17 protein-coding genes are annotated in these 20,657 nt (G+C 60.9%); 10 read left to right on the forward strand and 7 right to left on the reverse strand.

The genetic code is table 11. The features are described 5' to 3' along the window. Positions 1–37: 37 nt before the first annotated feature. On the forward strand, positions 38–664 hold the full coding sequence (locus KGA98_RS21280; protein WP_223503646.1) for a response regulator transcription factor: 627 nt from the start codon (positions 38–40) through the stop codon (positions 662–664). Next, the gene (locus tag KGA98_RS21285; protein WP_223503648.1) at positions 665–3,892 is read left to right on the forward strand and encodes a transporter substrate-binding domain-containing protein; all 3,228 of its coding nucleotides are present in this window, start codon (positions 665–667) and stop codon (positions 3,890–3,892) included. Between the two features lie 3 nt (positions 3,893–3,895). Here KGA98_RS21285 and dkgB read toward each other — a convergent pair whose 3' ends face one another. Further along, on the reverse strand, positions 3,896–4,699 hold the full coding sequence (gene dkgB / locus KGA98_RS21290) for a 2,5-didehydrogluconate reductase DkgB (RefSeq protein WP_223503651.1): 804 nt from the start codon (positions 4,697–4,699) through the stop codon (positions 3,896–3,898). Positions 4,700–4,968: 269 nt separating this feature from the next. Beyond that, positions 4,969–5,877: a LysR family transcriptional regulator gene (locus tag KGA98_RS21295; RefSeq protein WP_057713960.1), complete on the reverse strand. Its 909-nt coding sequence runs from the start codon at positions 5,875–5,877 to the stop codon at positions 4,969–4,971. A gap of 104 nt (positions 5,878–5,981) precedes the next feature. Between KGA98_RS21295 and KGA98_RS21300 the strand changes: the two genes are divergently transcribed. The 5 genes from KGA98_RS21300 (at position 5,982) to KGA98_RS21320 (ending at position 10,679) form a co-directional block, all read left to right on the forward strand. Continuing rightward, positions 5,982–6,848 carry a pirin family protein gene (locus KGA98_RS21300; protein ID WP_090456881.1) on the forward strand — a complete coding sequence of 289 codons (867 nt, stop codon included), beginning with the start codon at positions 5,982–5,984 and terminating at the stop codon, positions 6,846–6,848. A gap of 93 nt (positions 6,849–6,941) precedes the next feature. Next, a complete protein-coding gene (locus tag KGA98_RS21305; RefSeq protein WP_223503653.1) occupies positions 6,942–7,625 on the forward strand; it encodes an isochorismatase family protein in 684 nt (227 codons plus the stop codon). A 56-nt stretch (positions 7,626–7,681) separates the two neighbouring features. Next, positions 7,682–8,308, forward strand: coding sequence for an isochorismate family cysteine hydrolase YcaC (gene ycaC / locus KGA98_RS21310; RefSeq protein WP_223503655.1), 627 nt, complete (start codon positions 7,682–7,684; stop codon positions 8,306–8,308). Between the two features lie 222 nt (positions 8,309–8,530). Then, positions 8,531–9,973 (forward strand): mechanosensitive ion channel domain-containing protein, encoded by a 1,443-nt coding sequence (locus tag KGA98_RS21315; RefSeq protein ID WP_223503657.1) that lies wholly within the window; start codon positions 8,531–8,533, stop codon positions 9,971–9,973. A 265-nt stretch (positions 9,974–10,238) separates the two neighbouring features. Further along, positions 10,239–10,679, forward strand: a complete 441-nt coding sequence (locus KGA98_RS21320; RefSeq protein ID WP_154861462.1) for a carboxymuconolactone decarboxylase family protein — start codon at positions 10,239–10,241, stop codon at positions 10,677–10,679. A 12-nt stretch (positions 10,680–10,691) separates the two neighbouring features. On the opposite strand, the gene KGA98_RS21325 is transcribed toward KGA98_RS21320, so the two are convergent. The 4 genes from KGA98_RS21325 to KGA98_RS21340 form a co-directional block, all read right to left on the reverse strand. Then, the gene (locus KGA98_RS21325) at positions 10,692–12,284 is read right to left on the reverse strand and encodes a DHA2 family efflux MFS transporter permease subunit (protein WP_057713965.1); all 1,593 of its coding nucleotides are present in this window, start codon (positions 12,282–12,284) and stop codon (positions 10,692–10,694) included. Continuing rightward, positions 12,281–13,402: an HlyD family secretion protein gene (locus KGA98_RS21330; RefSeq protein ID WP_223503659.1), complete on the reverse strand. Its 1,122-nt coding sequence runs from the start codon at positions 13,400–13,402 to the stop codon at positions 12,281–12,283. Before KGA98_RS21330 ends, KGA98_RS21325 begins: the two co-directional genes overlap by 4 nt. 586 nt (positions 13,403–13,988) lie before the next feature. Further along, positions 13,989–15,170 carry an acetyl-CoA C-acyltransferase family protein gene (locus KGA98_RS21335; RefSeq protein ID WP_057713967.1) on the reverse strand — a complete coding sequence of 394 codons (1,182 nt, stop codon included), beginning with the start codon at positions 15,168–15,170 and terminating at the stop codon, positions 13,989–13,991. Further along, on the reverse strand, positions 15,167–15,949 hold the full coding sequence (locus tag KGA98_RS21340) for an enoyl-CoA hydratase-related protein (RefSeq protein ID WP_223503661.1): 783 nt from the start codon (positions 15,947–15,949) through the stop codon (positions 15,167–15,169). The genes KGA98_RS21335 and KGA98_RS21340 overlap by 4 nt, the downstream gene beginning before the upstream one ends. A 218-nt stretch (positions 15,950–16,167) precedes the next feature. Here KGA98_RS21340 and KGA98_RS21345 point away from each other — a divergent pair, with 218 nt between their 5' ends. The 3 genes from KGA98_RS21345 to KGA98_RS21355 are packed head-to-tail and all read left to right on the forward strand — an operon-like array spanning position 16,168 to position 19,637. After that, positions 16,168–17,274 (forward strand): polyamine ABC transporter substrate-binding protein, encoded by a 1,107-nt coding sequence (locus KGA98_RS21345; protein WP_223503663.1) that lies wholly within the window; start codon positions 16,168–16,170, stop codon positions 17,272–17,274. 39 nt (positions 17,275–17,313) lie between these two features. Continuing rightward, positions 17,314–18,732, forward strand: coding sequence for an aminotransferase (locus tag KGA98_RS21350; protein ID WP_223503666.1), 1,419 nt, complete (start codon positions 17,314–17,316; stop codon positions 18,730–18,732). Continuing rightward, the gene (locus tag KGA98_RS21355; protein WP_057713971.1) at positions 18,729–19,637 is read left to right on the forward strand and encodes a LuxR C-terminal-related transcriptional regulator; all 909 of its coding nucleotides are present in this window, start codon (positions 18,729–18,731) and stop codon (positions 19,635–19,637) included. The genes KGA98_RS21350 and KGA98_RS21355 overlap by 4 nt, the downstream gene beginning before the upstream one ends. 132 nt (positions 19,638–19,769) lie before the next feature. Here KGA98_RS21355 and KGA98_RS21360 read toward each other — a convergent pair whose 3' ends face one another. Then, positions 19,770–20,084 (reverse strand): hypothetical protein, encoded by a 315-nt coding sequence (locus KGA98_RS21360; RefSeq protein ID WP_223503668.1) that lies wholly within the window; start codon positions 20,082–20,084, stop codon positions 19,770–19,772. Between the last annotated feature and the right edge of the window lie 573 nt (positions 20,085–20,657).

Below are 20,657 nucleotides of genomic sequence, written 5' to 3' on the forward strand. Positions count from 1 at the left end.
TTTTTGCCCGATCGTGTTGGTTTGCACGGGAGATGTCATGAAGTCAGCACTGATTGCGGAAGATCATCCGGTGGTTCGCTCCATGATCAAACTCGTACTCAAGGGCGAAGGGTTCAAGCGGATTTACGAGGCCTGCCGTGGCGATAAGGTCCTGACGTTGATCCGGGAGCATCAACCGGATGTCGTGCTGCTTGATCTGGGCCTTCCCGGTGTGGCGGGGCTTGAGGTGATGGACCGTATCAAGACCGAAAAGATGCGATGTCGCGTGGTGGTGTTCACCTCGCTGGAGGCCCAGTTCTATCAGGACCGCTGCATGCGTGCCGGGGCTGTTGCCTATGTTTGCAAGAGCAAGGACCTGGATGACCTGAAGGCGGCGGTGAATTGCGTGATGGCCGGCTACACCTATTTCGCTCAGATTCCCTCCAGTTCCGTGTCGATGGGGGAGTTGCAACGCAGCGAAAAGCAGTTGATCGACAGGCTGTCCAATCGTGAGTTGACCATCCTGCAGTACCTGGCCCGGGGGTCGAAAAACCTCGAAATCGCCGAGATCATGCACCTGAGCTACAAGACCGTCAGTACCTACAAGACCCGACTCACCCTCAAGCTCAACGTGAGCTCGTCGGTGCACTTGAGGGATTTCGCCCTGCGCAATCATCTGATCTGAATGAACGCACTCCGACGACTGGCAGGTGGGGTGCTGATCGGCCTTTTTCTCTGGGCATCGACGGTCTGTGCGCAACAGTCGTTGACCCTGTTGGGACGCTCGAGTGTCGAAGGCCTGAGCGTCAGGTTGTCGGAAACCGAGTCGCGCTGGTTACAGCAAAAGGGCCGATTGGTGCTGGCTGTCTCGGCGCCGGACTATCCGCCCTTCGAGTTCAACACGGCGGGCAAGGTGTTCGAAGGCCTGACAGCCGATTACGCCGGCTTGCTCGAACAATTGCTGAACGTCGTCATTGAGGTCCAATGTTATCCGTCGCGGGCCGACGCGGTGCAGGCCATCAAGGAAGGGCAGGCAGATCTGCTGGGAACGGCCAATCGATTTGAAGCCGAAGATCCGCAGTTACAGATGTCCAGCGCGTACGCGGTCGATCAACCGGTGCTGGTCACGCGCACCGATTTCCCTCCAGTGCTCGACCCGACACTGGCCGGCAAGCGGCTGGTGATGCTGTATCACTACCTGCCCGAATACAGCGTGCAACAGTTCTATTCCAGGGCGCAGGTCCAGCTGTTTCCTTCGACATTGGCGGCGATGGGCGCCGTGGCTTTCGGCCAGGCCGATGTCTACCTGGGCGATGCGATCAATGCCCATTACCTGATCAGCAGAAATTACCTGAACAACGTACACCTGACGGACTTCTCGCCCATGGAGTCCGGGCGTTTTGCCTTTGCGATGGCCCGCGACAACGATTCGCTGTTGCGCATCGTCAACAAGGCGCTGGCGGCCATCACCACCAATGAACAAATGAACATCCTGCGTCGTTGGGGGGCAAACGGGGTGTCTATCCCCGGCACCCAGTCATTGCAATTGAGCGTGGCCGAACAACGCTGGCTCGAACGCCACCCACGGGTGAGGGTCGCGATCAACGAAAACATTCCGCCGATTTCATTTATCGACAGCGAAGGCAAGTTCCGCGGTATTGGCGTCGATGTGCTGACGAAAATCAGTTTGCGCACCGGCCTGCAATTCGACATCCGGGGCATGAAATCGGTAGCCGAGATGATGACCGGCATCAGGGGCGGGCAGATCGATGTGCTGGCCGGTATCGGCCTCAGTTCCCAGCGTGAAGATCAATTGCTGTTCACCCGGGCGTTCCTGAGCAGCCCTTCGGTGCTGGTGACCCGCGTGGCCGCGGACAGCCCCGGGACGCTGGATGACATGGCAGGGCGAACCCTGGCACTGACCCAGGGCAACATTGTCGGCGAGTACCTTCGCCAGCATTACCCGCTGATCCAGCTGGTGGATGCACCATTGTCGACGGACGCCATGGAAATGGTCGCCCAAGGCAAGACCCACGGCGGCATCAACTCCTTGATCAGCGCCCGTTACCTGATTTCCCGGCAGTATCGCGATCGCCTGCAAGTGACCAGCACCGTGGGCACTGACCCTGCACGAAGCACCCTGGCGACCAGTCGCGAGGCCACCGAGCTGCATTCGATCCTGGACAAGGCGCTGTTGAGCATCCCTCCCGAAGAAATTGACGAGCTGACCCAGCCCTGGCGCTATGACTCGATGGTCGAGCAGAGTTACTGGTTGCGACACCGGCAGGCGATCGTGAAGGCGTTTGCAGTGGCGGGTGTCTTGCTGTTACTCGCGTTGGCCGGGATCGTCTGGCAGCGGCGCCAGATTCGCCAGCGTCAGCAATTGCTCGGACAACTGCAGGAAGCCAAGGACGCGGCGGACGACGCCAACCGGGCCAAGACCACATTCCTGGCCACCATGAGCCATGAAATCCGCACGCCGATGAACGCCTTGATCGGCATGCTCGAACTGGCGCTGAAGCGGGCCGATGAAGGGGAGACCGACCGCGCCGCCATCGAGGTCGCGTCCAACGCCGGGCAACAATTGCTGGATTTGATCGGCGACATTCTGGACGTCGCGCGGATCGAATCCGGGCATTTGTCGCTGGCGCCGGAGCGGGTCAATCTGCAGGCGCTGGTGACGTCGGTCTGCCGGGTTTTCGAAGGGCTGGCGGTGCAGAAGAATCTGCAGTGGCGGGTCGAACTCGACGAACACAGTGACTGTGACGTGATGCTCGACCCCACGCGCTTCAAACAGGTGCTGTCGAATCTGCTGAGCAATGCGATCAAGTTCACCCGGGAAGGCCAGGTGAAGCTGACGCTGGGAGTGCGACCTCAAGCCCCGGCGCACCTCGCCGTCAGCGTACAGATCGAGGACAGCGGCATCGGCATCAGCGCTTTCGACCAGCAACGCCTGTTCAGCCCGTTCGTGCAGGCGGGCAACAACCAGCAGAGCGCCCGGCAAGGATCCGGCCTGGGTCTGGTGATCAGTCGTACCCTGTGCGAAATGATGGGCGGCCGGTTGCAACTCGACAGTCAGCCTGGGCATGGGACGCGGGTGGACATCAGCCTGGTGCTGCCCGCCCTGCAAGCGTTACCCGCGGGGGGCAAACCCCTGGATCCGGCGCAGCTCACGACCCGGGCGTTGTCGATTCTGGTGGTCGACGATTATCCGGCCAATCGCCTGTTGCTCTCGCGGCAGCTGAGCTACCTGGGCCATCGCGTGGTGCTGGCTGAAGACGGGGTGCAGGGGCTTGAGCAGTGGCGTGGGCAAGGGTTCGACCTGGTCATCACCGACTGCAACATGCCGGTGCTCAGTGGTTACGAATTGGCGGGTGCAATACGTGAGCAAGAGCGGGTGCAGGGGCTGTCGCCGACGCTGATTCTGGGATTTACCGCCAATGCGCAGGCCGAGGAGAAAGTCCGATGCCTGGCGGCGGGCATGGACGATTGCCTGTTCAAACCCATTCGCCTGGTGGATTTGCAGGCGTGGCTCGCCCAGCGGTTTTCCAGCGCACCCTCCGCGCCAACTGACGACCATGGCGTCGCCGAATTCGATTTGAGCGGGCTGGAGCGCTTTGCGGATGCGGACCGTGAGCTGATCGATCAACTGTTGCACGATCTGGCGCTGAGCAACCGCGAGGATCGCGTGCATTTACTGGCCTTGCATGCCGGCGGCAATCGCCCGGGCTTGCAGGAACTGGCACACCGGATCAAGGGCGGGGCGCTGATGGTGCGAGCGCTCGCCCTGGTCGAGTGTTGCGAACAACTGGAGCAGGCGTGCAATGACGGCCGCGGGGCACTGATCGACGACGCCGTCGACCAGCTACAGCAAGCCATGGCCCGCCTGGACCGGCATCTGGAGCAGGATTGAGGCTCAATCCCAGTTCGGTGCGATACCTTTTGGGCTGGTCAAACGGTGGCCGCGATCCAGTGTTGCGATCAACGCCATGTCGGCTTCGCTCAAGGTCAACTCGCGAGCCTTCAAGTTGCTTTCAAGGTTGGCCCGGCGAGTGGACGACGGGATCACGGCGTAACCCGATTGCATGGCCCAGGCCAGGGTGACCTGCGCCGGTGTCGCGTGCAGACGATCGGCGATCTGCTGGATGAGCGGATCCTTGAGGACTTCACCGTAAGCCAGGGTCATGTACGAGGTGATGCCGATGCCTTGGCTGCGTGCGAACTCGACGACCTCGCGGTTCTGCAGGTAAGGGTGCAGTTCGATCTGGTGGGTGGCGATGTGCTCGGCACCCGTGGCGGCGATCGCCTGTTTCATCAGGTCGATGGTGAAGTTGGACACGCCGATCTGCCGGGTCAGGCCCAGGTGTTTGGCTTCGAGCAGGGCGCCCATGAATTCTTCGACCGGCACCTGATCGTCCGGCGACGGCCAGTGGATCAGGGTCAGGTCCAGGTAGTCGGTTCGCAGTTTGCGCAGGCTTTCCTTCAAGCTGTCGATCAGACGATCACCGGCCAGGTTGGCGACCCAGATCTTGCTGGTGATGAACAACTCTTCCCGGGCGATGCCGCTGGCGGCGATAGCCTCGCCGACGTCGGCTTCGTTCTCGTAGATTTGTGCGGTATCGATCACCCGGTAGCCAAGCGCCAGGGCGGTGCTCACCGAATCGATGACCACCTGGCCTTGCAGGCGAAACGTACCCAGGCCGAAAGCGGGAATAGACATTGAAGACTCCAGAGGTTGCAGTGGGAATGGGCGGCAGTATCGGCGCCTGTATCCGTGAGAAAAACCGCTGGAGCGGCAAAGCAATGTTTACCGCAAGTCAAGAATCGGGTCAGACCGATGTATTGAAGGTGTCTGGTCTGGCGCCATCGCGAGCAAGCTCGCTCCCACAATGATCCGGGTCGTACACAAATGCTGTGGACGCAGTGAATCCCTGTGGGAGCGGGCTTGCTCGCGAAGGCGGCGACTCGGTCCAAAGCCTTACCCCGCCCCTAAGCAATATCACTACGGCTGAACTCCTCCCCAAGAAAATCGATCAACGTGCGCACCGAAGGCAGCAGGCCCCGACGCGAGGGGAAGATCGCATGGATGACACCGCTTTTCGGTGCCCAGCCCGGGACCAGTTCCACCAGTTGCCCGGCAGCGATTTCATCACGTACCACCACACTGGGCAGGTGCACGATGCCGATCCCGGCGACCGCCGCATGGCGCAAGGCCAACAGGTCATCGGTGACCATGCGCGGTGCATGCCGGATCATCGCGGTGCTGCCATCGGCCCCGAACAGTTCCCACTGATATTCGCGCTGCGCCGCGCCCCAGTGCAGGCTCGGCAAACCGCTGAGGTCGGCCGGGGAGGCCGGTGTCGACAGGCGCGATAAAAAGGCCGGGCTGCCGACCACGCTCTGGGTGCTGTTGCCCAGCACCTTCATCACCATGTCGGTGTTTTCCAGCGGGGGGAAACGTACCCGCAGGGCAATGTCGAAGCCCTCATGGATCAAGTCGACCCGGCGGTTGGTGCTCTCGATGAACAACTCCACCAGCGGGTACTTGAGCATGTAGCGGGTCAGCATCGGCCCGACCCAGGAATTGAGCAGCGCCGTCGGGCAACTGACACGCACCAGGCCCTGAGGCTCGGAGCGATTGCGTTCGATCAGTTCGGCGGCGCTTTCCGCCTCCACCCGCATGGCCAGACAGCGCTGGTAGTAGGCCTGGCCGATTTCCGTCAAGGAGCAATGCCGGCTGGTGCGGTGCAGCAGGCGCACGCCAAGGCGTTCTTCAAGCTCGGCAATGCGTCGGCTGAGCTTGGACTTGGGCATGTCCAGTGCCCGGCCGGCCGCGGCGAAACCGTGATGCTCCACCACTTGGGTGAAGTAGTAGAGGGTGTTGAGGTCTTCCACCATCGTTCTCCAAATAGAACGCTAAAGCTGATTTTTGCAGTCTAGCGCAGCAAAGGTCACGGTTTTAAGCTTTGTCCATGGCTTCACTCACCTCACCAGGAGACACCATGAAAAACATCATCGGTATCTACACCAGTCCACGGACCCATTGGGTTGGCGACGGTTTTCCGGTTCGCACGCTGTTTTCCTACGACAACCTGGGCAAACACATCAGCCCGTTCCTGATGCTGGATCATGCCGGCCCCGCTGAATTCACCCCGACCACCGAACGGCGTGGCGTTGGTCAGCATCCTCATCGTGGCTTCGAAACCGTGACTATCGTTTACAAGGGCGAACTGGAGCACCGGGACTCCACAGGCAGTGGCGGCAAGATCGGCCCTGGCGATGTGCAATGGATGACCGCTGCCTCGGGGATCCTGCATGAAGAGTTTCACTCCGAAGGTTTCGCCAAGAGCGGCGGCACCCTGGAGATGGTGCAACTGTGGGTCAACCTGCCGGCCAGGGACAAAATGGCCGACCCCGGCTACCAGACGATTCTCGACCGTGACATCCCGGCCATCCCCTTGAAGGACAACGCCGGCAGCCTGCGCCTGATCGCCGGAGAGTTCGATGGCCACAAGGGCCCGGCGCGCACCTTCACCCCAGTCGACGTGTGGGACATTCGTTTGAATGCCGGCAAGTTGCTCACCCTTGACCTGCATGAAGGGCGCAATACCGCGCTGGTGGTTCTGCGTGGCACGGTTCAGGTCAACGGCCTGGAATCGGTGCGCCAGGGGCAACTGGCCCTGTTCGACCGCAAGGGCGATCAGGTGAGCCTCGAAGCCAGCGAAGACGCGGTGGTGCTGTTGCTCAGCGGCGAACCGATAGACGAGCCGATCGTCGGCCACGGGCCGTTCGTGATGAACACCGAGCAAGAAATCCACCAGGCCTTCGCCGACTTCCAGTCCGGTCGCTTCGGCCGGATGCACGCTTAGTTCGCAACGCTTTTACACCCGACTCTACACAGGATGAGTAGGCCGGTTTTCAGGCCAGGGATGGCTATTGCCCAAAAGAAAGAGGAAACGCACATGAACACTGTCTACGCGGCCAACTTCAACGGCCAGAAACCGACCATCGACCCCAACGACAGCGCAATGCTGTTGATCGATCACCAGAGCGGGCTGTTCCAGATCGTCAAGGACATGGACGTGCCCCAATTGCGCGCCAACGCCATTGCCCTGGCCAAGGCCGCGACCCTGCTCAAGATGCCGGTGATCACCACCGCTTCCGTTCCCCAGGGGCCGAACGGGCCGTTGATCCCGGAAATCCACGAGGCCGCGCCCCATGCGCAGTACGTGGCGCGCAAAGGTGAAATCAACGCCTGGGACAACCCGGAGTTTCACGCGGCGGTCAACGCCACCGGCAAGAAAACCCTGGTGATCGCCGGCACCTTGACCAGCGTGTGCCTGGCGTTCCCGTCCATCGCCGCCGTGCATGAGGGCTACAAGGTGTTTGCCGTGGTCGATGCCTCCGGCAACCACTCGAAACTGGCCACTGATCTGACCGTTGCCCGTCTGGCCCAGGCCGGTGTGGTGCCGATCGACATCATGGCTACGCTTTCTGAACTGCAAGGTTCGTGGAACCGCCCGGACGCCGAGCAGTGGGCCGCTGTCTACGCCCAGGCCATGCCGCATTATCAATTGCTGATCGAGAGCTACCTCAAGGCCCAGCAAGTGGCGAACGAACACGAAGCGCTGGACTCCCAGCGCTAACCGGTTACCCCACGCCGATTTCCAATCGGCATCGATAACATGCGAGGACTACTGCAATGACTTCTTCCTACAAGCGTCTGGACAAGGACAACGCCGCGGTTTTGATGGTCGATCATCAGGCGGGCCTGTTGTCTCTGGTGCGCGACATCGATCCGGATCGATTCAAGAACAACGTGCTGGCGCTGGCTGACCTGGCCAAGTACTTCAAGCTGCCGACCATCCTCACCACCAGTTTCGAAACCGGTCCCAACGGACCGCTGGTGCCCGAACTCAAGGCACTCTTTCCGGACGCGCCGTACATCGCTCGCCCGGGCCAGATCAACGCCTGGGACAACGAAGATTTCGTCAAGGCGATCAAGGCCACTGGCAAGAAACAACTGATCATCGCCGGTGTGGTGACGGAGGTGTGCGTGGCGTTCCCGGCGCTTTCGGCGCTGGCCGAAGGTTTTGACGTGTTCGTGGTCACCGACGCGTCCGGCACCTTCAACGAACTGACCCGCGAATCGGCGTGGAACCGTATGACCGCTCAGGGCGCGCAACTGATGACCTGGTTTGGCCTGGCCTGTGAACTGCACCGCGACTGGCGTAACGACATCGAAGGGTTGGGCACGCTGTTCTCCAACCATATTCCGGATTACCGCAACCTGATGACCAGCTACAGCACACTGGCCAATAGCAAATAACTTCGGCATCACTCATCCCCCCTGTGGGAGCGGGCTTGCTCGCGAAGGCTGCTTAACTTTCAACCTATGTGTTGACTGTTATACCGCTTTCGCGAGCAAGCCCGCTCCCACATTGGTTTTGTGGTGTTTTTGGGAGGGTGTTCATCCCGCCAAATCAAATGCTCCTACACTGAGGCCAATCCATGCGATCTTCGCGTTATTGGCCCTGGCTGGAGTTGCTTGATGCTGTCATTGCTCACCGAACACCCGCTGATTTGCGCGATGGCGCTGATCCTGATCGATCTTGGGTTGTGGTACTTGCTCAGTGCACTTGGCAGCGCCTGGCGGCTATTGGTACGGGTGGTGATTTTTTCGTTGTTCAGCCTGCTGTTGTTCAACGAAGGCCTGAACCCGATGGAGCCGCCGCCCTGGGCTGACAACGTACCCTTGCATCTGGCGGCCACCGGCTTGCAGATCGGCTGGTGGTTGTTCGGCGCGCGGACCCTGACCGTGCTGATCGGCGCGGTGATGATGCAACGGGTCGGGCACACCGGGCGATTGCTTCAGGATCTGCTCGGTGCGGTGATTTTCCTGATCGCGGTCATTGCCGCCCTGGCCTATGTGCTCGATCTGCCGGTCAAGGGCGTGCTGGCGACGTCCGGTGCGTTGGCGATCATCGTCGGGCTGGCCTTGCAAAGTACCCTCAGTGACGTGTTTTCCGGGATCGTCCTGAACACCACCAAGCCCTATCAACTCGATGACTACATCTCCATCGATGGCATGGAGGGCCGGGTCACCGACATCGACTGGCGTGCCACGCGCCTGCAGACCTCCCAGGGTTGCATGGCGGTGATTCCCAACTCCCTGGCAGCCAAGGCCAAGATCATCAATTTCAGTCGGCCGAGCGATATGTTCGGCATCTCCGTTTCGTTGGAAGTGAGCCCCCACGCGCGGCCGAACACGGTGATCGAAGCCCTGGAGCGGGCTATTCAAGGTTGTCGTGCGTTGCTCGATACACCGTCGCCAAGCGTCGGCCTGAAAACCGCCAGCAACACCGGAGTGGTCTACGAAATCAGCGGCTTTGTCGCGTCGATGGACGAGAAACGTTCAGTGCGCAACCAGCTGTACGATCTGGCCTATCGGCACTTGCAGGCATCCGGGGTCAGTTTGTTGTCGAGCGTGGAGCCCAGTCCGCCGGTCAACTCGACTCGCAAACGCGCGTTGCTCGACAGCTCGCCGATTTTCTCCACCTTGCGCCAGGAAGAGAAAGACACCTTCAGCCAGAACATGACCCTGCAAACCTTTCGCGCCGGGGAGGTGATCCTGGAAGCGGGGCAGGTCAGCGATCACTTGTTCATTATCGAATCCGGCGTGATCTCGGTGACCTTGATGCGTCACGGAGCGCCATACGAATCCGGACGCATGGGGCCGGGGGAGGTGTTCGGCGAAGCAGGTATTCTCACCGACAGCGCGCTGCCTGCGCAGTTTACCGCCAAGACATTCAGTGGCCTGTACCGCATCGAAAAGTCATACCTCAAGCCGTGCCTGGATGCCCGTCACGATATCAACGATGCAATGCAGGCCTTGCTCGATTATCGACTGCAAAAAGCGAAAACCCTGACTCAGGACCTACCGGTGGCGGTGGAGAAAAAGGGCTTCCTGCGATGGTTGCGCAGTCGGGTGTGAATGGCCGCTGCGCGGATCGTCGGATCGCCGCCCGGAGCAAGCTCGCTCCCACAGGGAAATACGGTCAAATTGTGGGAGCGAGCTTGCTCGCGATGACGGCAATGAACTCACCAAAAGTGAAGAGTGAAACCCATCATCCCCGCGTTTCCACCAACAACCAGGAAGGCACCGCCAATGGCCTCCTCGACTTCTGAAAGATTGGCTATTTGTGTAGAACGGTCGGGGGACTAACGTAGTCACACACCCACCTGCCCTGGAGCACCCCATGCAACCTCGTATCGATTTCTACACCGCGTCCCCTGACGCCCTCAAAGCGATGATCGCTTTGGAAACCGCCGTTTCGAAACTGCCGCTGGAAAAGAACCTGATCGAACTGGTCAAACTGCGTGCCTCGCAAATCAACGGCTGCGCCTTCTGCATCGACATGCACACCGCTGATGCGATCAAGGGCGGTGAAACCCCGCGCCGCCTGTTCGCCGTGACAGCCTGGCGCGAAGCACCGTTCTTTACCGAGCGCGAACGCGCTGCGCTGCTCTGGACCGAATCCCTGACCCAGCTCAGCCTGACCCACGCTCCGGATGAAGACTACGAAATGGTCAGCGCCCAGTTCTCGCCCAAGGAAATGGTCGACCTGACCGTGGCCATCAGCACCATCAACAGCTGGAACCGTCTGGCCGTAGGTTTTCGCAAAATGCCTCAGGCCTGACCCGCACAAGCATCAATGAGCGTCGGCACTCGGCGCGGCCGGTGGTTGTACCTTGCGCATCAAAGGCACCATCGCCGTGGCGATAATGAAGCAGACCATGATCATCAAGAACGCGTCGCCATAGGTTTGCGTCTGGGCTTCGCGGTAGGTCAGCAACCATAGTTGATGCAGGCTGGCGGTGACCCCGGCGTCACCGCTCTGGCCGAGGGCGGCGAAGTTGTTGCCGACCTGGGACAGCCATTGGTTGAGCGCCTCGTTGGTGCTGTTGAGGTTCTCCGCCAACCGGGTGAAATGCAGGTTGGTGCGGTCGTTGAGGATGGTCGCGCACGCTGCAATGCCGATGGCCCCGCCCAGGTTGCGCATCAGGTTGAACAACCCCGACGCATGCTTGAGCCGTGCCGGCGCCAGGCCGCCGAGGGTCAAGGTCACCGCCGGCGGCACCGCCAATTGCTGTGCAATCCCGCGCAAGGCTTGCGGCAGCATCAACTCCTTGGCCCCCCAGTCATGGGTGATAGGGCTGAAATCCCACATCGACAAGGCGAACAGCCCAAGCCCGAACATCATGATCCAGCGCAGGTCGACGCGATTGGCCAGAAAGGCATACAGCGGAATCGCCATGATCTGGAACACTCCGGTGGAGAAAACCGCCAGACCAATGTCCAGCGCTCCGTAGCCACGCACCCGACCGAGGAACAGCGGCGTCAGGTAAATGGTGGCGAACAGGCCGATGCCGGTGACGAACGAGAAGAAACAACCGAGGGCAAAATTGCGGTCCTTCAAGGCGCGCAGATCGACAATCGGGTTGGCCACATGCAAGGTCCGGCCGATGAACGCCAGCCCGGCCAGGCCACTGATCCACGCGGTGGTCAGGATCGTGCGGTCGCTGAACCAGTTCCAGCGCGGGCCTTCTTCGAGGGTGTATTCCAGGCAGCCGAGGAACAGCGCCAGAAACACCATGCTCAAGTAATCCGCGCCCTTGAGCAGCGACAGTTCCGGCTGGTCGATTTTTACCAGCATCGGCACGGCCACGGCGACGAAGATGCCGGGGACCAGGTTGATGTAGAACAGCCAGTGCCAGGACGATATGTCGGTGATCCAGCCACCGATCACCGGCCCCAGGGTCGGTGCCAGGGACGCTACTGCGCCGATGGTCGCGGCGGCGATCACCCGTTGTTTGCCGGTGAAGAACACGAAGGCCGTGGTGAACACCAGCGGGATCATCGAACCGCCCAGAAACCCTTGCAGGGCGCGGAAGGCGATCATGCTCTGGATGTTCCAGGCTATGCCGCACAGCAGGCTGGCCAGGGTGAAACCCACCGCCGATGCGCAGAACAGCCAGCGCGTCGAGAACACCCGCGACAGCCAACCGGACAGCGGGATCACGATGATTTCGGCGATCAGGTAGCTGGTTTGTACCCACGCGGTTTCGTCGGTGCCGGCGGAAAGCCCGCCGCCGATGTCACGCAACGAAGCCGAGACAATCTGGATGTCCAGCAGGGCAATGAACATGCCGATGCACATGCTGGCGAAGGCGAAAACCTTGGTCGCCGTCGCCATGTTCGCGGCATTGAACGGTTGCGCCGGGGCGGCGAGGGCACGGCTCATGGCGCGCTGGCCACGGCTGGCGCTTCAGGCTCCTTGCGCGTGTCCACTTCAGCGGTGACCGACAACCCCGGACGCAAGTGGCCGAGCACACTGTCGGCCGGGTCGAGGTGAATCCGCACCGGCACCCGCTGCACGATCTTGGTGAAGTTGCCGGTGGCGTTTTCCGGCGGCAATACGCTGAATTGCGAACCGCTGGCGGGGGCGAGGCTGTCCAGGTGACCGTGGAATTCCTGCCCCGACAGCACGTCGGCACGGATTACCACCCGTTGCCCCGGCACCATGTGCGCCAGTTGGTCTTCCTTAAAGTTGGCATCGACCCACAGACCGCTGGTCGGCACCACCGAGAGCAATTGCGAGCCGGCCTGGGCATAGGCGCCGACCCGTGCCCGGCGATTGCCGATCACACCGTCAACCGGTGCCTTCAGTTCGGAGTAGCCGACATTCAATTGCGCCAGGTCGCGCTCAGCCTTGGCCTGGATCAAGGCGGCCCGGGCTTGTTGTTTCTGGGTGTCGATCACGTTCAACTGGCGTTGCGCGGCCAGCAATTCAGCCTGGGCGCGGTTGCTTTGGGCCTGGGCCGTCTTGAACGTGGTATTGGCCCGCTGGGCACTTTCAACCGAGACGGCGTTGGTGATCACCAGTTTTTTGTAGCGGGCATCGTCATCCCGCGAACGGACGGCTTCGGCACCGGCGGCGTCGATGCCGGCACGGGCCTGGCCGATGACGGCCTGTTGCAGTTGCTCGGTGGCGTCGAGGTTGGCGAGCAGGGCCTGCTGGGCGGCCACTGCGCCTTCGGCCTTGGCCAGGTGGGCGCGGTAGTCGCGGGAATCGAGACGGATCAGCACGTCGCCGGCCTTGACCTTCTGGTTGTCGGTCACCAGCACTTCGTCGATGTAGCCCGCCACTTTCGGCCCGATCACCGTCACATCGCCGCCGATGTAGGCGTCGTCGGTTTCCTCGATGAAACGTCCGGCAGTCCACCAATGCGCGCCATACACACCGGCCAGCACCAGTGCCGCGATGCCCAGTGTTGGCAACAGCAGGCGTTTGAGCAGGGGAGGTTTGGCGACAGTCACCGGGGCAGCCAGGTCGGGTTCAACGGTGGGCATGCTGGTCATGGACGTTTACCTGTGGGTGCGGCGGATAATTATGATGTTCATAATATGACGAATGTAATATTTTGTGGCAAATGGTTTTTGCTGCCGGTCGTCAGGTGGCTTGTTCAAAGAGGAAGAGATTTTGTGAGCGCTGGAGAAACATTGTAGGAGCGAGCCTGCTCGCGAAAAATGCCCAGACAACGCGCTCATCCAGACACCCCGCGTCATCGTTGACGTCCATCGCGAGCAGGCTCGCTCCTACAGGGAATCGGGGTACCAGCAAAAGCCAGGTCGGCCCGAAGGCCGCCTGGCTTTTGCTTTTGCTTTTGATCTTCTTGCCCCCTCGAGAGGCCGAGTGGAGGTTCTGCGCAGTGGGCAACCCGGCATGGATGCCGGGTTAGCCGCGTACGGCCATGGATGGCCGATCGCGGCGGGCCCACGGAGCAGGACCGGAGCGAGGGAATGCCGAGCCTTGGCGAGGCACCGAACGTCAGGGGCAAGAGCCCTTGGTTACTTGGGGCTTTTCCAAGTAACCCGCTGTAAAAGCGGAACCGTCAGCGGCCGTTACCGCAGAAATGGATATGTACCCAATCCAAATGTGCAGCTATCAAACCCGCTCGAAAATCGCCGCAATCCCCTGGCCGCCACCGATGCACATGGTCACCAGCGCGTAACGGCCGCCGGTGCGGTGCAGTTCGTGGATGGCCTTGGTGGCGATGATTGCGCCGGTCGCGCCCACCGGGTGGCCCAGGGCGATACCCGAACCGTTCGGGTTGACCTTGGCCGGGTCGAGGTCCAGTTCCTGGCTGACGGCGCAGGCCTGGGCGGCGAAGGCGATGTTGGCTTCGATCACGTCCAGGTCGGCGACGGTCAGGCCGGCGCGCTTGAGCGCCAGGCGGGTGGCCGGGATCGGGCCCAGGCCCATGAATTCCGGTTCAACGCCGGCGTGGGCGTAGCTGACCAGGCGGGCGAGGGGTTTCAGGTTATTGGCCTGGACCGCGTTGCCGCTGGCCATGACCAGTGCGGCGGCGCCGTCGTTCAGGCCCGAGGCGTTGCCGGCGGTGACCGAACCGTCCTTCTTGAACGCCGGCTTCATTGCTGCCAGCTGTTCCAGGGACGTGGCGCGCGGATGTTCGTCGACGCTGAACAGTTTGACGCCTTTGCGATCCTGGATCTCCACGGTCGCGATCTGCTCGCTGAAGTAGCCGTTGGCAATCGCGTGGGCCGCGCGTTGCTGGTCTTCGAAAGCCAGGGCGTCCTGCATTTCGCGGGTGATGCCGTTGCGCGCGGCGACGTTCTCGGCGGTGATGCCCATGTGGATGCCATGGAAGGGGTCATGCAGGATGCCGAGCATGTAGTCGATGACCTGGGCGTTGCCCATGCGCGAACCCCAACGGGCGGCCGGCATCAGGTACGGGCCACGGCTCATGGATTCGGCACCGGCACCGACGACGATGTCGGCATCGCCGAGCATCAGGGTCTGGGCGGCGTTGATGATCGCTTGCAGGCCCGAACCGCAGAGGCGGTTGACGTTGTAGGCCGGGGTTTCCTTCGGGATGCCGGCGTTCATCGCCGCGACGCGGGAGATGTAGGCATCGCGGGTTTCGGTCGGGATCACGTTGCCCATCACCAGATGGCCAACGAGCGCCGGGTCCACGGCGGCTCGCTCCAGGGCGGCTTTCACGGCGGTGGTCGCGAGGTCGGCCAGCGGCACGTCCTTGAGCGAACCACCAAAGGTACCGATGGCGGTACGGGCGGCGCTGACGACGTAGATTTCTGGAGTGTTCATGGCTGGTTTCCTTTCGGTGGATTCTTATCTGTACTGCGATTGAGCAGGGCGTTCAAGGCGGTTTTCGCCTCGTCGGTATTCAGGCGCTGAATGAACAGCGTGTTTTCTTCGCGCAGGGTGGTTTCCAGTTCGGCCAGGCAAGCCTGTTTCATCAGCAGCCGGGACTGGCGCAAGGCTTGCTGGGGCATGGCCAGAAAGCGCTGGGCGATTTTTGTCGCCGCCGCCAGGCATTGTTCGCCGTCATCGAAGGCTTCGTTGGCCAGGCCCCAGGCCACCGCTTCGTTGCCGTCCAGGCCGTTGCCCAACAGGAGCAGGCTCGCGGCACGGGCATGGCCGAGCCGGCGTGGCAGCAACAGGCTGGCGCCAAATTCGGGGCACAGGCCGATGTTGACGAACGGCATGCGCAGCTTGGCGTTGCGGGTGACCAGTACTTGATCGCAATGCAGCAGCAATGTGGTGCCAATACCGATGGCCGCACCGCAGACTGCCGCGATCAGCGGTTTTTGCAGGCGCGTGACGACCTTCATCAGGTGGAACGCCGGGGCGTCCAGATGAGTCGGCGGGTGCTGGAGGAAATCCACCAGGTCATTGCCGCTGGTAAAGCACGCCGGGCCACCGGTGATGATGATCACGCCGGTCTGCGGGTCTTCGTCGGCGGCCAGCAACAGCTCGGCCAGTTGCGTGTACATGGCGTTGTTCAGCGCATTGAGCTTGTCCGGGCGGTCGATGGTCAGCGTCAACACGCCGTCGCGTTGCTCGTGTTTGATCAGGTCGGTCATCGCAGGCTCTGCAGGGTCGGTTCAGGGCTGCCACTTTAAGCGCCGGACAAACCCCGGATCTATGGCAAAACGGGTCAACTGCACTGCCGCTTTTTGCCATGCCGGTATGCCCAAAAAGCGACACACACCCATTCGGGGTATGGCCGCGCCCGGCGAATCCACCAATAGTGGGGGCATCCGCTCATCCAGAGCCGAACTCGCTATAAGGTGCATTTGCTATGGGCAAGACGCTGCTTAAGGTGATTTCCAGTCTGTTTGTTGTACCGCTGACATTGAATGCCTACGCCGCTCAAGTGGACGACAGCCATACGCTGCGGTTGTACAACTGGGCGGATTACATCGGTGAAAAAACCGTGGCCGACTTCGAAAAGGCCACCGGCATCAAAGTCATCTACGACACCTTCGATGCCTACGAAACGGTGCAGGCCAAATTGCTCACCGGCCACTCCGGTTATGACCTGATCGTGTTGAACGCGTCCCTGGCGCCACCGCTGATCAAGGCCAAGGTGTTCCGGCCGCTGGACAAAAAACTGCTGCCGGGCTGGACCAACCTGGACCCGAAAGTCCTGGAGGATCTGCAAGGGTACGATCCGGGCACCACGTACTCGGCGCCTTATACCTGGGGTAGCAACGGCGTCACCTACAACGTCGACAAGATCAAGGAACGCATGCCCGACGCGCCGATCGGCTCGCTGGCGATGATCTTCGATCCGAAGATCGTCTCGCGCTTCGCCGACTGCGGCGTGACCCTGCTCGATGCCCCGACCGAAGTCATTCCCATGGCCCTGAAGTACCTGGGTCGTGATCCGAGAAGCGCCGCACCGGAAGATCTGAAAGCCGCCCAGGACTTGCTGTTGTCCGTGCGGCCGTACATCCGCAAGTTCGACTCGGTCAATTACCTGACCAGCCTGCCCAATGGCGATGTGTGCATGGCCATGACCTGGTCCGGCGACTACGCCACCGCCATGGCCCGCGCAGCAGAAGCCAAGAAGAAGATCGACCTGGCGTACTTCATCCCCAAGGAAGGCTCGCTGATCTGGTTCGACAACCTGTACATCCCGGCCGACGCCCCCCACGTCGCCAATGCCCACAAGTTTCTCGAGTACCTGATGCAGCCGCAGGTGATGGCGGACGTAAGCGACTTCATCAATTACGCCAACAGCAACGCCGCGGCCACGCCGTTGTTGAGCGCCGATGTGCGCAACAACCCGGCGATTTACCCCGACGCGCAAACCCGCGAGCGGCTGTTTCCGCAGAAGACCCAGGACGCCAAGGACATGCGGGCGATTACCCGGGTCTGGAGCACCGTGAAAAGCGGCATCTGATTTGTTCGAACGTTAGTCAATTCGGTTAGAGGTTTATTTATGGCGACGCCAACACGCACCGTTTTTTCCCCAGCGGACGAGTCCCGGCTGGTCAAGGCCGACAAGGCTCACCATATGCACGGCTATCACGTGTTCGACGAACACGCCGAACAGGGTTCGCTGAACATCGTCGCAGGCAACGGCGCCTACATCTACGACACTCAGGGCAACCGCTTTCTCGATGCGGTGGGCGGCATGTGGTGCACCAACATTGGCCTGGGTCGCGAGGAAATGGCCGAGGCCATCGCCGACCAGGTGCGCCAGCTGGCCTATTCGAACCCGTTTTCCGATATGTCGAACAACGTCGCCATCGAACTGTGCGAAAAACTCGCCAGCCTGGCCCCCGGCGACCTCGACCATGTGTTCCTGACCACCGGCGGCTCCACCGCCGTGGACACCGCGTACCGGCTGATCCAGTACTACCAGAACTGCCGAGGCAAACCGGAGAAGAAGCACGTCATCGCCCGGTTCAACGCCTATCACGGCTCTACCACGCTGACCATGTCGATCGGCAACAAGGCCGCCGACCGCGTGCCGGAGTTCGACTACGCCAACCCGCTGATCCACCACGTCTCCAACCCGAATCCGTACCGCGCGCCCGATGGCATGGACGAGGCGCAGTTCCTCGAGTTCCTGGTCAAGGAATTCGAAGACAAGATCCTCTCGATTGGCGCGGACAAGGTTGCCGGTTTTTTCGCCGAGCCGATCATGGGCTCCGGCGGGGTGATCATTCCGCCCCGGGGCTATCTCAAACGCATGTGGGACGTCTGCCAGCGCTACGACATCCTGTTCGTCGCCGACGAGGTGGTCACTTCGTTCGGGCGCCTGGGCAAGTTCTTTGCCTCTTATGAGGTGTTCGACGTGCAGCCCGACATCATCACCACTGCCAAGGGCCTGACCTCGGCCTACCTGCCGCTGGGCGCGTGCATCTTTTCCGAGCGCATCTGGAAAGTCATCGCCGAGCCGGGCAAGGGCCGCTGCTTCACCCACGGCTTCACCTACAGCGGGCATCCGGTGTGCTGCACGGCGGCGCTGAAGAACATCGAAATCATCGAGCGGGAAAACCTGCTGGCCCATGTCGACACGGTGGGGGCTTATCTGGAGGAGCGCCTGGCCACCCTGCGGGACTTGCCGCTGGTGGGGGATGTGCGCTGCCAGAAACTCATGGCCTGCGTGGAGTTCGTCGCCGATAAACGCACCAAGGCGCTATTCCCCGACGAGATCAACATCGGCGAGAAAATCCACGTGCGGGCCCAGGCCCGGGGCTTGCTGGTGCGGCCGATCATGCACCTCAATGTCATGTCGCCACCGTTGATCCTGACGTCTGTCCAGGTCGATGAAATCGTCGAGACCTTGCGCATATGCATTCTGGAAGTGGCCGCCGAGCTTGAAGCGAGCGGACAGTACGCGGGCCAATGATTTCGTCAGTCAGGCTGTTACCAAGGGCGTGTCCAGCCGCTAGACTGCGGGGCATGAGCAAACCAGACGACGATACGCTGATCGCGGTGCCCTTCGGGGCATTGCACAAATGGCATGGGGGAATGCGCGAGGCATTCGCCCATATCGATGAGCCTGACGCCTTGCAACACCTGGCGTCGGCGTTGGCGCAACTGGTGTCCGTCGAGTCGATGATGATCAGCCTGGAGCGCAAGGACCGCGCGCCCCAGTTGCTGCATCAGCGCGGGATAGCGCAGGAGTATCAGGTCTCGATTCTGGAGCGCTATTTTGCCGGGGGTTACTTGCTCGACCCGTTCTGCCTGGCGGTGGAGCAGGGGTTGGCGCAAGGCTTCTATCACCTGGAGGAAATTGCCCCGGACAACTTCTTCGACAGTGACTACTACAAATCCTATTACCTGAAGGCGGGCTGCTCGGAAGACAGCTACTACATTGTCGATATCGGCAATGACACGAAGATTTCCGTCAGCCTCTATCAGGGTTTCGGCGGTGAATGCCTGAGCGCCGAACAGCTGAATCTGCTGCGCGCCGTGGAACCGCTGGTGCGCGAATTCATCAGCGAATTCAGTCAACGGGGCATGCTGCGCAGTCGCGAGATCCAGTGCGATAAAGACCAGGGCATGCGCGATGATCTCAAGCACCGGGTGCAGTCGGCGTTCGAGCATTTCGGCAGCGACTTGCTCACTGAACGAGAGCGGCAAGTGGCGCATATGGTGTTGCGCGGGCATTCGGTGAAATCCACGGCCAGCCAGATGAACATCTCACCGGAAACCGTGCGCATGCACCGCAAGAACCTGTACCTGAAACTGGAGGTGGGTTCGCAGTCGGAGTTGTTTGCGCTGTTTATCGAGTGGTTGCGCAGGCACTGAGAATTTCAGCTCGGCACAAATCAAATGTGGGAGCGGGCTTGCTCGCGAAGAACGTCCAGACGACGCGTTCAGTCAGGCAGCCCGCGTTATCGTTGACCACCATCGCGAGCAGGCTCGCTCCTACAGGGTTGGTCAGCGTGCCCGCAACCGTCGCCCGACCACATCCAGCACATCACAGCCATCGCGCAACGGGATGGCGCAGAGCAATGAAAAGTCGCTGAGGATGAAGGAATCGCACTCGATCGAGCCGCGCATGGACAGGTTTTCCAGCAATTGGGTGACGGCGCGGATTCGGTAGTTGGCGGCGTCCATCAGGACGTCGAGCGGTGCGTGGGTGTCGACGAAGAGGGTGGGCATTTCACTGCAATTGCTGGTGAGTGCCATGAAGCGATTGTTGGGGTGTGGGGTTGGTTTTTCGTAGGGTGGATCGGGATGAATGGTTTTCATGGTTTCTAACTCTAGGAAAGGAAAATCGAAGCTACCGAAAGCCTTCCTACGGGCTAGGGTGGCAGCCATGTACGGGGTAGGAATATCGAGTCCCTAGCACCTCGACCACGCCGAAGCGTGCCCGTACATAGCCGCCGCAGCTGATCTTACGGACGCATTTCAACGGCCGCAAACCAGGTAATTGGCGCCAACGTGGTACTAGGGAAACTGGAGGTTCCTACACCTCGCCACTGAATTTCAGTGACCACCAAAGACTATCGATTGAGCACCTTTCAAACCAGTTCATGCGGATCGCCGCAATTCGAAGGAAATCTCCGAAGACCTTGCCCGGAAATGTCCTAGGACCTGCGCAATGAATATCTGCAAAACGGGGACGGTGGGTTGTGGATGAGGGACAACGGGCATGACCGAAGCCTAGGAAAAACAGAAATGTCCTACGCCAATTGACGCCTGGATCACTTCAACCCTGTGGGAGCCAGTGAGCACAAAATTGAAGTTCGGCAGAGAACGAACTGTGGGAGCGGGCTTGCTCGCGAAAGCGGTGTGTCAGTCGACATCATTATTGACTGACAC

It is taken from the genome of Pseudomonas sp. BF-R-24 (assembly GCF_019947335.1).
Lineage (GTDB): Bacteria > Pseudomonadota > Gammaproteobacteria > Pseudomonadales > Pseudomonadaceae > Aquipseudomonas > Aquipseudomonas jessenii.

Bases quoted from the DNA above. Each gene is read 5' to 3' on its own strand.
- KGA98_RS21350 (WP_223503666.1), top strand. From the start codon at position 17,314: ATGGCGACGCCAACACGCACCGTTTTTTCCCCAGCGGACGAGTCCCGG.
- KGA98_RS21320 (WP_154861462.1), top strand. From the start codon at position 10,239: ATGCAACCTCGTATCGATTTCTACACCGCGTCCCCTGACGCCCTCAAA.
- KGA98_RS21285 (WP_223503648.1), top strand. From the start codon at position 665: ATGAACGCACTCCGACGACTGGCAGGTGGGGTGCTGATCGGCCTTTTT.
- KGA98_RS21345 (WP_223503663.1), top strand. From the start codon at position 16,168: ATGGGCAAGACGCTGCTTAAGGTGATTTCCAGTCTGTTTGTTGTACCG.
- KGA98_RS21325 (WP_057713965.1), bottom strand. From the start codon at position 12,284: ATGAGCCGTGCCCTCGCCGCCCCGGCGCAACCGTTCAATGCCGCGAAC.
- dkgB (WP_223503651.1), bottom strand. From the start codon at position 4,699: ATGTCTATTCCCGCTTTCGGCCTGGGTACGTTTCGCCTGCAAGGCCAG.
- KGA98_RS21295 (WP_057713960.1), bottom strand. From the start codon at position 5,877: ATGGTGGAAGACCTCAACACCCTCTACTACTTCACCCAAGTGGTGGAG.
- KGA98_RS21300 (WP_090456881.1), top strand. From the start codon at position 5,982: ATGAAAAACATCATCGGTATCTACACCAGTCCACGGACCCATTGGGTT.
- KGA98_RS21280 (WP_223503646.1), top strand. From the start codon at position 38: ATGAAGTCAGCACTGATTGCGGAAGATCATCCGGTGGTTCGCTCCATG.
- KGA98_RS21355 (WP_057713971.1), top strand. From the start codon at position 18,729: ATGATTTCGTCAGTCAGGCTGTTACCAAGGGCGTGTCCAGCCGCTAGA.
- KGA98_RS21360 (WP_223503668.1), bottom strand. From the start codon at position 20,084: ATGAAAACCATTCATCCCGATCCACCCTACGAAAAACCAACCCCACAC.
- KGA98_RS21335 (WP_057713967.1), bottom strand. From the start codon at position 15,170: ATGAACACTCCAGAAATCTACGTCGTCAGCGCCGCCCGTACCGCCATC.
- KGA98_RS21340 (WP_223503661.1), bottom strand. From the start codon at position 15,949: ATGACCGACCTGATCAAACACGAGCAACGCGACGGCGTGTTGACGCTG.
- KGA98_RS21305 (WP_223503653.1), top strand. From the start codon at position 6,942: ATGAACACTGTCTACGCGGCCAACTTCAACGGCCAGAAACCGACCATC.
- ycaC (WP_223503655.1), top strand. From the start codon at position 7,682: ATGACTTCTTCCTACAAGCGTCTGGACAAGGACAACGCCGCGGTTTTG.
- KGA98_RS21315 (WP_223503657.1), top strand. From the start codon at position 8,531: ATGCTGTCATTGCTCACCGAACACCCGCTGATTTGCGCGATGGCGCTG.
- KGA98_RS21330 (WP_223503659.1), bottom strand. From the start codon at position 13,402: ATGACCAGCATGCCCACCGTTGAACCCGACCTGGCTGCCCCGGTGACT.